Genomic DNA, 12,394 nt, shown 5'->3' on the forward strand with positions numbered 1-12,394 from the left:
ACCTATGAGCTTATTACAATTTCAACAAGTCGGCTACTGGTATAAAGACAAAAGCCAGCCATTGTTTCAGGATATTAACATCAGCTTTCAAAAAGGAAAATTCTACACAATCGTCGGCACATCAGGGACGGGGAAAACCACTTTCCTGTCTCTGGCAGGCGGACTTGACGCACCAAAAGAAGGAAACATCCTTTGCGACGGAAAAGCGGTTTCTAAAATCGGCTTAACCAATTTCAGAAATCAATATGTATCAATCGTCTTTCAGGCGTACAACCTGCTCCCGTATATGACGGCTTTGCAGAACGTCACAACCGCTATGGAAATCACAGGTTCTAAAGAAAAGAACAAAGAATCATATGCGCTTGACATGCTGCAGAAGGTTGGCATCAACGAAAAACAAGCCCGGCAAAAAGTGCTCACACTGAGCGGCGGACAGCAGCAGCGGGTATCAATTACAAGGGCTTTCTGCTGTGACACGAATCTTATCGTAGCCGATGAACCGACCGGAAACCTTGATGAGGACACATCAAAAGAGATCGTACGGCTCTTTCAAGATCTGGCACACAAGGAAAATAAATGTGTCATCATGGTGACGCACGATGAACAAATTGCAAAAGTGTCAGACATCAATATCAGACTTTCAAGAGGAAGCTTTACTGTGAAGGAAAACATCGCAGTCGTATAACAAAACGCGCCTCTGCCAGTGCAGACAGGGGCGCACCCTATATCCCCCTTTTATATAGAAGTGAACATAAAAAGAGCGGCGGCTGCATCCCCCCGCTCTTTTTATCATTTTTTTGCTCCTGTCCCTTTTGACTTCTCTCTTCGTTTCTTTTTCCAAACAGCCACAATAAACAGAAAGAGCGGAAACAATAATTGAAAAGGCAAATGAATATACAGCGGCACCACTTTCAAGCCTTCGTTCAAGTGCTCTGAAAAGTTAGTCGCGATCGTTATAGAAAGGATTAAGATGCCCAATCCCATCGGATAAGCCAATTGAGAGGGGTTCTTTTCCTTAAAGAGCGTAGATGTCCCAACCACAGTGGCATATAAGTAGAGGCTAACCTTAAAGAAGCCGCCGATGATCAGCGCCAGCATAAAAAAGACATCGAGCCGGTCTAAAAATTCTTCGACCTTGATTGTCTGGATCGTGCTTAAAAGCGGGAACTGGGATCTGAGTGTAAGATCAACATCAAGCACGCTGATATTAATCGCCACGGTGAGCGCCACAACCAATCCGCTAATAGCTATGGCAATCATCCCCATTTTTTTCACATCTTTTCTGTCATTCAGGTTAGGGAAAATCATCACAAATAAAACGACTTCGCCAAACGGAACGTACATGGTCTGAGTGAAAACTGAGTAAAGGACAGGAGAAAAGCCGTCTGCCAAAACCGGTTTTAAGTTATGCGGGTCTATAGAACCTGAGACAACAATCAGCACGAGGCCGATCGCGCCCAGTAAATACATGGCTCCGAAAAGTAGCTCAGCCGCGCGGGCGAGCACTTCGATTCCTTTTCTTACAGCGTATATGCTAACTATCACTAATAAACCATTTACAATAATGATAGGTGTATCATGATAAGCAAATGTCAGCAGCATTTCTCCAAAGTCACGCAGGACCCTTGCGGCAATATAGGCAAAGTACAAAATATAGAGAAATGAAAACAGCCAGCTCAGCTTGGTTCCCAGCATATCATCCATATATTCTTTCGGAGAAGAATTGGGGTAACATTGATAAATTCCTTGATACAAATAGAAAAGAAACAAACCGGCCGCACACCCCAACAGAACTGCGATCCAAGCATCCCTGCCCGCCATTGATCCGGGTGTAATCAATAAGGAGCTGCCCAGCTCAAAAATGATAATCATGACAAACAGCTGCCTTATGCTTATTCTGGCTTTTTCCATCTGTCACTTCTCCTTTCTTCAGACCTAATCATCTTTAAACTGGTGTTTGATCGGATTGTTCCGCAATCCCGTCCTTCTGATATACGTCTCGGCCTTCACATCGATGGGCAGTTCGGGCAAATATTCTTTGTCCCATGTGTCCTTCATTTTCTCCCACTGCTCCGGATACTTTCTATATATCGTGTCACCAAAACCGACAAAATCTATCTTATTCTTCTTGATCATTTTCACAGTATGGCTGATTTCCTTTTCAAGCTCTTTGTTGAGCGATTTTTCAATAGCGGCCAGCACCTTCGGATTAGACAATTGGAAAGGGTATTTGACAGCATCTATAATTCCTTCAACCGTCACTTTCACATGGATGTGCGGACGTCCGTTCCGCATATCAGGTACCAGCTTTGTATCTTGATGGGTAACCTGCAAGCTGACCGCATCTTTCGTCTTGCCCCAATCAGCATTAATAAACGTATGCTGGACCTTATTCATAAGCCAGACTGCCCCCACGCTTTCATCATCTTCAATCCAATACTTTAAATACCCGGCCTTATCAAAAACCGCCAAGCCGTCTGCCTGAAGAATGGCTTTCGGGTCAGTTGCCTGCGTGTTTTCCATGCTGACTCCTTTTTTATCATCGCCAATCATCAAATAACCCGGAATAATCGGTGCCCTTGTGTCGCTGGCAAGTGTTTTCAAAACGTCCTGAATATTGGTTTTGACCACCCGACCGTATTGCGCTTCCGTGAAATCGAGGGTTTTATTGACTTTGTTTGACGGAATTTTATCAATAGGCGTCAGGATTTTCACGATGTTTTCTGCTTTTGTTTTATGGGCAACGACGAAGGTCGCCGTTGTCCTGAATTCCGTGTCCCGGTCAAGATTGTCTAATACAAAATCCAGCCCTTCCTCTTTCGCCAGCTTTTCGCTGATTACGACTAGGTTGGTATGGGCAAAATAAAGCCGTCGCGATACCTTCATGGAGGCTTTTCTGAGTGCTTCCGTCAAATTGTCGCCTTCAATTGAATAGACAGATACAGGCGGCCTGTCCCCAGCACCGCCTCCCTGAAGCCCGCCGGCGACATTTCCGGGATTGATAATTTGAAGATGCAGCACGTAGTTGCCTTCGTTTGTCCGATCGATGCCAATCGCCGAGATAATCGCAAGATCTGTCAGTTCACGCTTATCCCAGCAGCCGGGCAGCACAATGACGCTCAAAAGCATGAGAACGGCTAATAGACATTTACGTACCATCCTGATCCCCTTCTTCCAAGTCTTTGTTCACCATTCCTCGTGAAGCGGCCGGCTCTGGGCGTTGATCCTTCCCCTGCCGCACCTTATCTTCCTTACTGATCGATTCCGGCCTTTTTTCATCAGCCCACCACGGAATCCGGAAAAGCGCGTCCTTTACACCTTGTGAAGAAAAGGGTGCAAGCGGCGACATATATGGAACGCCGAATGAACGAAGACTGCATAAGTGGACAAACATCATAATGATCCCTAAAATCAGCCCGTAAAAACCCATAACAGCTGAGGCAATAATAAAAATAAACCGAATAAGCCGGGCTGAAATCGCCATTGCAAACGCCGGTGTTGCGAAGCTTGCAATCGCGGTGAGTGCCACGATAATCACCATTGCCGGAGAGACGATACCAGCCTGTACGGCAGCCTGGCCGATTACGAGCGCGCCTACGATTGACACTGCCGAGCCGACAACCCGGGGCAGCCTGACTCCCGCTTCCCTCAGAATTTCAAAAGCAACCTCCATCGTCAGCGCCTCCACAACAGCCGGAAACGGGACAATTTCCCGCTGGGCTGCAATGACCACTAACAGCTGAGTCGGTATCATTTCTTGATGAAACGTCGTGGCTGCCACGTATACAGCCGGAGCCACAAGCGAAATGAAAAAGACTAAAACACGAAGAATTCTTATGCTTGTCGCAATGTCAAAACGCGAATAATAATCCTCAACAGACTGAAAAAACTGGACAAATAAGGCCGGGGCAATAAGCACAAACGGTGTTCCGTCCACAATAATCGCGAATCTTCCTTCTAACAGATTACCCGCTACAACATCAGGGCGTTCTGTATGATACATAGTCGGAAACGTCGTAAAGGTTTCATCTTCAATCAGCTGCTCAATATATCCAGATTCCAAAATACTGTCAATATCTATTTTTTCCAGGCGCTGCTTCACTTCCTTCAGCACCTTTTCATCACATATTCCTTGAATGTACATGAGAGCGATATCCGTATTCGTAACAGAACCTTTTTTCATTTTTTCAACCCATAAATTCGGATTTTTAATGTATCGCCGGATCATGGAAATATTGGTTTGCAGAGACTCTGTAAACCCTTGGCGCGGGCCGCGGAATGACACCTGGGTGCTCGGCTCTTGGATGGAGCGCTGCTCTCCCCCTTGAGTGCTGCAAATCAAAGCTTCATCATAGCCATCAGCAAAAATGAGCGCATTGCCAAGCATTAACTCGGAAAAAAGCTTGTCCCAGCTCTTTTCCGCTTTCACCCCGCCGAGCGGGAGCGTTTTTTCAAGAATTTGCTGGATCGCATGAGTATTCTGGATAGACTCATCCTGTACCAATGGGTCAATTAACGACTCATGGATCGTGTTATTATCGACCAGCCCAGCAATATAGATAACAGCTAGGTGGACATGATCCTGCTCCCCGATTTTAATCTCGCGAATGATGACGTCAGAGCTGCTTCCGACTTCCTTTTTCGTTTCCGCTATATTCTTTGCCAAACTTGGAGAAATGAGAACCGGCCTTTCTTTTTCTTGCTTCTGTTCCTGATTCTTTTCTTCTGTATTGCGCTTGTCTTTCGAACTTGTATTGTTCTTTCGCTTAGAAAATAAAGGCATACACAAATACCTTTCCTTGTCGTTTTCTCATATTCTTCCTTTTAAAATTGAGATTATGCATTAGGTTTAGATGCGGTATAACTTCTCCGCCAACGATAGACACTAAAAGCGGAGGATGATGAAGCATGAAGATATTGGGCGTGACAGGAGTCATATTAATTTGTTTATTAGCTATTTCTGTATTGATGGACATGCTTCAAGGGTTCAGTTTAACAAAAGCCATTTATAACAATATGTCCAGCTTTAAGATGACAACATTTGCGGAATGGGTCGTGCTTTTATTTTTTGTGTTAGTACTTGTGAGAGAAATGTACGTGATCTATAAATCGAAAAAAAAGAACCCCTAGAGGGGGCGCTTTTTTCAGACGATAATATTGCCGTCTATTGCATCACTGCTGTGTTTGTTGATAGTCCCTTTAAAAATGCGGTTGCCGATGATTTTGGAATTGGTTGACGTGTTTGTTTGAATAGCTGTCGCAGTGCCCGCGGAGAGGTTATTGATGGTGTTTCCTGAGATGATAGAGCCTGCAGAGCCATTGAGATAAATCACAATCGGATTCCCGGCTGTTCTGTTGACTGAAATGGTATTATCAAAAATCTCATGCACACCGGCGCTGATATAGATGGTGACCAAAAGCGGAGATCTCTCTAAGTGGTTGCCGATAATTGAGGTTTTTGCACTTGTGGAGCAGTAAATGGGGTAATTTTTAAACTCTTTAAATGTATTGTTTTTGATGATAGCGCCGGCATTGTTTGTAACGGAAACAGAATATGATTCCGGCACTGCTTCAAACGCGCCAGGATTCAGTGTATTCCCTTCAATCACCGCGTTCCCTTGAGCAATCCAAATGCCTCGGCTGAATTTTCTCAGGAGATTATCTTTAATGATCATGTTTCCGCCCGAAACGCTCACACCGTCAACGACTTGAATGAGACAGTTATTCAGAAAAGCGGTGTCATCTGAAAGCACTGCACGAAGACCGATGCTGCGCCTTGTTTCAGACAGTCCGTTTTGAATTTGGTTTCCGTCTACCTTTACGTCGGAGGACTGATAAACCAATATCCCTGTGTTTTCAAAGTTGCTGATTTTGTTGTTCGTCACAAGAACGCTCTTTCCCCTGACATCAATTCCTGTTGAAAATCCGGTAATGAGGTTGCCAGCGATCACTGCATCACTGGTCTCTTTTCCTTGTGATACACCGAGTCCGGTTATCCCGACTCTTGGCGCAGCCGCCGCGTCTTCAGGGCGCCTCAGTATATTTCCCTTGATCACTGTTTGCGTCCCATATCCGTAGCTGATTGTATTGTCTGAGTGATTTCCTTCTATTAAAATGCCATACCCGTTAAAATTGGTCACAGAACTTGAAACGTTTCCAACAAAGTGGTTATTGCGAATTGATACATTAATCGGTTCCTCATAATCAACATCACCTTCGCCATATCCTTCAATGTCAATTCCGAATTTCGGCGCTGTTCCATTCCCCGTTCCGGCATCTTCAATCAAGCATTCCTCCACCGTGACCATGTCACATCCGGTAATGGAAATGTTATTTCTCCTCGACCGCCGAACCTCACAGCGGCGGATGATAATTTGCTCTGACGTTCGATAATCTTGATTGGTCTTTAATCCCCTTGGGCTGACTATGATCCCATCGCCGGTAAAATCGGAAATTTTCACATCATCAATGACAACATTCGAGCATCCTTCAATACATATGCCAAAGCCCCATTCATGGGTTGACCTTATCCCTGCCGAGGCATACGTATGCTCATCCCGTTCGCCGATAATTTGTCCCCCGGAAATGGTTATATTCTCTTGCTTGCCTACATAAAATGCGGAATAACCCCACGAACTATTTGGTATCACTTTCATGATACATTCGGGGTCCATCATAATCTCAAGGTTGCCGGGAACAATGATCCCCGCGTTTCGAAACCTCTGATTAAGATCTCCGCCAAGCGTTGCGTCTATTAAATATGTTCCCTTTGGAAACCAGACAGTATGATAGCCTTTCGAAACAGCTGTACTAAGGCACTGATTAATCCGTTCTGTCGAATCCGTTTTACCATCTCCAGGAACACCGAAATCCGCTGCATTTAATATGAATTCAGCCAATTGCGAGCCTCCTTCTCTATGATTACTATCATGTTACTCACAAAGGCCCGATCTGCTTGTACATTTCTCTAAAATTTTATTAAAAAAATATAAAGGAATAGTTGTGTAAGAAAATCTCACGATAAAGAGTATAAAAATTAGGAGAAAATCACTATTTTTAGGTATTTATAATTTTTCCAATATGGAACTATTTGAAATGAGTATAAATTATATTGACACAAGTATTATATAAGAATATGATTTTTATAATACACTTTTTTTAGAAAGGGTTTGGCTGACATGGCTTCGATTGATAACGAAAGTATCATTAAAAGCGTCCCGCAAAAAGGGTTCTTTGGTCACCCGCGAGGACTATTTACACTATTTTTCACCGAATTTTGGGAGCGTTTCTCTTACTATGGAATGAGAGCAATCTTACTTTACTATTTGTATACAGAGACGGTAAACGGAGGGCTCGGCTTTGACAAGGGCACTGCGGTTGCCATTATGTCGATTTACGGATCACTCGTATACATGTCCACCATTATTGGCGGATGGCTCGCTGACCGGGTATTCGGTACCGCAAACACCGTGTTTTACGGCGGCATATTCATTATGTTCGGCCACATTGCACTCGCCTATCCGGGCAGCGCGATCGCATTCTATATCAGCATGGTGCTTATTATTGTCGGAACAGGCTTATTAAAACCAAACGTTTCAAGCGTGGTTGGGGATCTTTACACGAAAGAAGACCCGCGCCGCGACTCAGGTTTCAGTATTTTCTACATGGGGATTAACCTCGGTGGTTTACTTGCTCCGTTAATTGTCGGAACACTCGGACAGAAGTACAACTATCATCTCGGCTTCGGAGCTGCCGCGGTCGGAATGCTTCTCGGACTTATCGTTTTTGCTTTGACAAGAAAGAAAAACCTCGGGCTTGCAGGTTCCAATGTGCCGAATCCGCTGTCTAAAAAATCTGCGATTGGCACCGGAATCGGTGTTATCATCGTGGCGATCGCAGTGATGATCTCTGTACAAACAGGCGTGCTGACGATCAAGCGTTTTATCGACCTTGTAAGTATTCTCGGTATTTTGATTCCTGTCATTTATTTCATCATCATGTTTACAAGCAAAAAAGCGGACAAAACAGAAAAATCCCGTCTTGCCGCTTACGTTCCTTTGTTTATCGGTGCTGTCATGTTCTGGGCCATTCAGGAACAGGGAGCGACCATTCTTGCGGTATACGCTGATGAACGCATAAAACTTTCATTGGGCGGATTCGAACTTCAGTCATCTTGGTTCCAATCATTAAATCCATTGTTTGTCGTCATTTTTGCGCCAATATTCGCATGGCTCTGGATGAAGCTTGGCAAACGCCAGCCGTCTACACCAGTTAAATTCTCAATCGGAATTATTTTAGCCGGATTGTCATTTATCATTATGGTATTCCCTGCTATGCAAGGAAAAGAAGCACTCGTAAGCCCGCTTTGGCTCGTTCTCAGCTTCCTGCTTGTCGTGCTTGGAGAACTGTGCCTGTCTCCAGTCGGTTTATCCGTGACAACGAAACTGGCACCAGCTGCCTTCTCTGCACAGACAATGAGTATGTGGTTTCTGACGAACGCAGCAGCCCAAGCGATCAATGCCCAAGTAGCCGGATTGTTTGATAAAATTCCTGAAACAATGTACTTCGGCACCATCGGTTTGATTTCTATCGTTCTTGGCGGCATTCTCCTGCTGCTCTCGCCGATGATCAAACGCGCGATGAAAGGGGTCTTATAATCAGAAACAGCCCGCGGATTTTAATCTGCGGGCTGTTTTTTTATTGATCCAGCCATTTGCTGAAGCTTTGATCAAAGGCTTCCGGTTCTTCCAGCATCGGCTGATGGCCGCTCCTTTCAAAAATAACCTTATCCACATGGGGATATAAACCGTCAACAGCATCCCATAGCGCAACAGGCGCAACCATATAATCATATCTCCCTAATCCGATATACACCGGCATACGAACATCAGCTAACCGCTGAATAAGATCAATCTGGGCAAATGTATTGCCCCATAATTCATCAATGATCGGCATATTCGTGAATACGCCATCCCATAAGGCAGCTGCATGCGGCCGCTCTTGATAAAAGCTTTTCGCTTCAGCGCGAATACACATGTGCACGAAGCGCCTTTCAGGATCTTTGTCGATGTCCTGCGGCAAATTCACGATGTCTTTTTCAAAGCGTTTCTTTCTCTCAAGACTGGCTGTTTCCATGAAGAATGATTCGCTTTTTCGCTGTCTTTCTTCACTGTTATCAGGCGCAGTATTGAAGAGCGCCACCTTCCGAACTTGTTTGGAATATGTCCTGGCATACTCTAAAGCCATAAAAGCGTGCCCGGAATGTCCCAGGATAGTAACATCCTCAAGCTGAAGAAATGCTCTCATCCTTTCGATATCAGCCAAGACGGCATCAAGCCCCGAATCCTCCGCACGAAGCTCCCGCTTAGGCTTAGCAAATCCCCTATGGTCGACAAAGACCCATTGATATTTCTGTTTGATATCTGAGGAAAAAAGGCGCGGATAGTAAACCGCACTCCCGATCACAAGGATGGGTGCGCCCTCGCCCTCAATTCGATAAGCTAAATCAAAGCCGTCCGAGTGACAGATCCCCGCACGTTCCATTTCTCACGCCCCCTTTGTTTTCATTATATAAAAAAAGCCTGACGCATGGCGTTAGGCTATCGATATTACCGCTTTAAATCTTCCAGGGTCTTTTCCCATCTTCTCAGCACCTCTTCAGCGCTGTGAAGCTGTATACGGACACCTGAAGTCAAATCAGCGTATTTCGCAACGTCCTCCTTCACTGAAACGATGCGGCAGGAAAAACGGTCTCTTTCATATTCGGCATCTTTCAAAGGCGGTAAAGGCGCGCATTCAAGCTTTACATAATAGGCCGCTCCCTTCCACCACGCCGTGAACTGTGCTTTTCCTGTGCGAAGGATGTTGGCCGAAGTCATTGTGTTTTTCCACAGAGCGATTCGGATATCAGTTCGGCTCAGCGCGATGATTTCACCTGCACTGATCATAGCGGCATGCGGCCAGCCATCCTCTGATACTGTTTGCAGAACGAAGGCCTCATGCTGCTTCTCATTCAGGCAGCTCCCGTCAAGCAGCTCAAAGAGACGGTCTGACATACAGTTCACGCGGATCAAGCCTTTCGTTCCGGCACCGCCGGAACTTCAATTGCTGTTTCTGTTTCCTTTGGATCAATTTTAAACGCTGGATTGTATTTTTCGGGATTTGTAATGCTTTCCGGTTCACAGGATCTCCATGTAAAAAAGCATGTTTGGCACTGATAAACTTCCCATGCGCCTTCTACAGGCGATTTGCTCATGACTTCTCCCTTTTTTGAGTCGCATCGAGGACATGTATGCATTTCGAACATCCTTTCCTTATTTATTCATTAAGTCCATTAGTTTTTGTTCCCATTCTTTCGTTGTTAGCGGAGAATCAAGCGGCTGTGAATAATGGCCTCTTGTTTCCGGCGCAACCGGTGTAGTGGCGTCGAGAATCATTTTGTGAGTGATTCCTGATGGATTGGATCCCGGATCAAGCGGCAGGACAGATAAGTCCGGAATGATGACCGCATCGTGTTTCGGATGCATTTTGGTCGAAAGCGCCCACATGACCTGCGGAAGGTTGAATGGATCGACATCCTCATCAACGACAATGACCATTTTGCAGTAGCCGAGTCCGTGCGGCGTTGTGAGTGCGCGCATGCCGACCGCTTTCGCAAATCCGCCATAGCGGGTTTTTGTGGAAACAATCGCGATTAAACCGTGTGTGTACATGGCGTTCACTGCCACAATTTCGTTCGGATACGCTTCTTTTAACTGCTGATAAAGCGGCACGCATGTGTTAATGCCGATCATGTAATCGCATTCTGTCCAAGGCATGCCTAAGTATAAATGTTCAAAGATCGGATTGTTTCTGTGATAGACGCGTTTAATTTTGATAATCGGCATGCTGCGTCCGCCGGAATAATGGCCTGTGAATTCACCAAACGGCCCTTCATATTCGCGCTCTCCGGCAATAATCTCACCTTCAAGCACCACTTCAGCACCCCACGGAACATCAAGATCAGACAGCTTTGATTTGACGATGCGATATGGTTCGCCTTGAATAGCGCCTGCCATTTCGTATTCTGATTGATCATAGAGAAGCGGAGTCGATGCCGCCGTTGTAATGACCGGCTCACAGCCGAGCGCAATAGTGACCGGAAGATTGATGCCGCGTTCTTCAGCTTGGCGCAGATGGATTGCAATATCGTGCTGCGGGACAGGCTGAATGCCAAGGCGGTCTTTTCCTTTGACCTGCATTCTGTAAATGCCGACATTTTGTTTGCCGAAGTTGTCAGGGTCCTCTAGATCACGGGAAATAACACACGCTTTGTCTAGATAGTAGCCTCCGTCTCCTTGGTTTATTCTGAAAAGAGGCAGTATATCGAACAAATTGATATCTTCTGTGATTTCATTTTCATGAAATGGCGCTGTTTCCTCACGTTTGACAGGCATCGGAAATTGGTCATAACGCTTTGCGAATTCAAAAAACTGTTCTTTTACCGGTGTGTCTTTCGGCATGCCCAGCATCATTGCATGGTTTGGCCAAGAGCCGATGACATTCATCGCAATTCGTGCGTTATGATAGCCGTAAATGTTGTTAAATAAGAGCGCGGGGCTTTTATCGCCAAGATTGCTGGCTGCCCGTGCGGCGGCCCCTAAATCCGGTTCCGGCTTTACCTCTTCATTCACTGTAAGCAGCTGTCCTTCTTTTTCAAGGGCAGCGAGAAATTCTCTGAAATCTTGATAAGCCATGATCAAGCTCCTCCTTTTTGTTTTTCAATCCCATTCCAGCGCTTCGCTTCAGGAAGCCGAATGCCGAATTGGTCCAACGTTCTGAATACAATATGGTCAACCATTTCCTCTAAGCTGCTCGGCTGATTATAAAATGCCGGCATCGGAGGAAGAATGATGGTGCCCATTTTCGTAAGCGCTAGCATATTTTCGAGATGTATTTGGTTCAAAGGCGTCTCTCTCGTTAAGAGGACGAGTTTTTTTCTCTCCTTGAGCATGACATCCGCCGCACGTGTCAGCAGATTATCCGCCATTCCGGTGCGAATGCTTGCGAGAGATTTCATGCTGCACGGCGCAACGATCATTCCATCGGTATCAAACGACCCGCTTGAAATGGCTGCCGCCTGATCCTTATGTGAGTAAGTGTATGTGGCCAGTTGTTCTACTTCTTGTAAGGTATAGCCTGTTTCGTGTTTGATCGTGACGTTTGCCCAAGGAGACACAACGAGATGGGTTTCCACTCCGGCGGCCTTCAGCCACTGCAGCAGCCTGACCCCGAAAATGGCCCCTGTTGCCCCTGTCATTCCGACAACGAGTTTCACTTTGCCCCCTCCTTTACGCTTGAATTCTGCTTTCATTTCAATCATACTCCTGATATATCCATATGAAAAATATCTATT

12 protein-coding genes are annotated in these 12,394 nt (G+C 45.5%); 3 read left to right on the top strand and 9 right to left on the bottom strand.

Going from position 1 to position 12,394, the window contains the following annotated elements; genetic code table 11:
• Positions 1-4: 4 nt before the first annotated feature.
• Positions 5-685 carry an ABC transporter ATP-binding protein gene (locus NYE22_RS20130; RefSeq protein WP_128746918.1) on the top strand — a complete coding sequence of 227 codons (681 nt, stop codon included), beginning with the start codon at positions 5-7 and terminating at the stop codon, positions 683-685.
• A 104-nt stretch (positions 686-789) separates the two neighbouring features.
• Here NYE22_RS20130 and gerKB read toward each other — a convergent pair whose 3' ends face one another.
• The 3 genes from gerKB to gerKA are packed head-to-tail and all read right to left on the bottom strand — an operon-like array spanning position 790 to position 4,783.
• Positions 790-1,911, bottom strand: coding sequence for a spore germination protein GerKB (gerKB, locus tag NYE22_RS20135; RefSeq protein WP_014475796.1), 1,122 nt, complete (start codon positions 1,909-1,911; stop codon positions 790-792).
• Positions 1,912-1,935: 24 nt separating this feature from the next.
• On the bottom strand, positions 1,936-3,159 hold the full coding sequence (gene gerKC, locus NYE22_RS20140; RefSeq protein WP_101501865.1) for a spore germination protein GerKC: 1,224 nt from the start codon (positions 3,157-3,159) through the stop codon (positions 1,936-1,938).
• Positions 3,149-4,783 (bottom strand): spore germination protein GerKA, encoded by a 1,635-nt coding sequence (gerKA, locus tag NYE22_RS20145; protein ID WP_342412089.1) that lies wholly within the window; start codon positions 4,781-4,783, stop codon positions 3,149-3,151. Before gerKA ends, gerKC begins: the two co-directional genes overlap by 11 nt.
• A gap of 125 nt (positions 4,784-4,908) precedes the next feature.
• On the opposite strand from gerKA, the gene NYE22_RS20150 reads away from it, so the two are divergent.
• Complete coding sequence (locus tag NYE22_RS20150) at positions 4,909-5,130, top strand: hypothetical protein (RefSeq protein ID WP_014475793.1); 222 nt, start codon at positions 4,909-4,911, stop codon at positions 5,128-5,130.
• 14 nt (positions 5,131-5,144) lie between these two features.
• Here the strand turns inward: NYE22_RS20150 and NYE22_RS20155 are convergent, their stop codons facing one another.
• Positions 5,145-6,899, bottom strand: a complete 1,755-nt coding sequence (locus NYE22_RS20155) for a right-handed parallel beta-helix repeat-containing protein (protein WP_021481762.1) — start codon at positions 6,897-6,899, stop codon at positions 5,145-5,147.
• A gap of 279 nt (positions 6,900-7,178) precedes the next feature.
• Here NYE22_RS20155 and NYE22_RS20160 point away from each other — a divergent pair, with 279 nt between their 5' ends.
• Positions 7,179-8,657, top strand: a complete 1,479-nt coding sequence (locus tag NYE22_RS20160) for a peptide MFS transporter (RefSeq protein WP_151870440.1) — start codon at positions 7,179-7,181, stop codon at positions 8,655-8,657.
• Between the two features lie 40 nt (positions 8,658-8,697).
• Here the strand turns inward: NYE22_RS20160 and NYE22_RS20165 are convergent, their stop codons facing one another.
• The 5 genes from NYE22_RS20165 to NYE22_RS20185 form a co-directional block, all read right to left on the bottom strand.
• Entirely contained in the window at positions 8,698-9,543 is an 846-nt protein-coding gene (locus tag NYE22_RS20165) for an alpha/beta hydrolase (RefSeq protein WP_161986458.1), read from the bottom strand.
• A gap of 65 nt (positions 9,544-9,608) precedes the next feature.
• Positions 9,609-10,073 carry a pyridoxamine 5'-phosphate oxidase family protein gene (locus tag NYE22_RS20170; RefSeq protein WP_161986459.1) on the bottom strand — a complete coding sequence of 155 codons (465 nt, stop codon included), beginning with the start codon at positions 10,071-10,073 and terminating at the stop codon, positions 9,609-9,611.
• Positions 10,070-10,297, bottom strand: a complete 228-nt coding sequence (gene bsdD / locus NYE22_RS20175) for a phenolic acid decarboxylase subunit BsdD (protein ID WP_010886405.1) — start codon at positions 10,295-10,297, stop codon at positions 10,070-10,072. The genes NYE22_RS20170 and bsdD overlap by 4 nt, the downstream gene beginning before the upstream one ends.
• Before the next feature lie 16 nt (positions 10,298-10,313).
• Positions 10,314-11,735, bottom strand: a complete 1,422-nt coding sequence (gene bsdC / locus NYE22_RS20180; protein ID WP_003234529.1) for a phenolic acid decarboxylase BsdC — start codon at positions 11,733-11,735, stop codon at positions 10,314-10,316.
• Positions 11,736-11,737: 2 nt separating this feature from the next.
• Entirely contained in the window at positions 11,738-12,352 is a 615-nt protein-coding gene (locus NYE22_RS20185) for a non-oxidative hydroxyarylic acid decarboxylases subunit B (RefSeq protein ID WP_014478815.1), read from the bottom strand.
• Positions 12,353-12,394 lie beyond the last annotated feature (42 nt).

Origin of the sequence: Bacillus sp. FSL K6-1560, assembly GCF_038592935.1 — a bacterium.
Lineage (GTDB): Bacteria > Bacillota > Bacilli > Bacillales > Bacillaceae > Bacillus > Bacillus subtilis.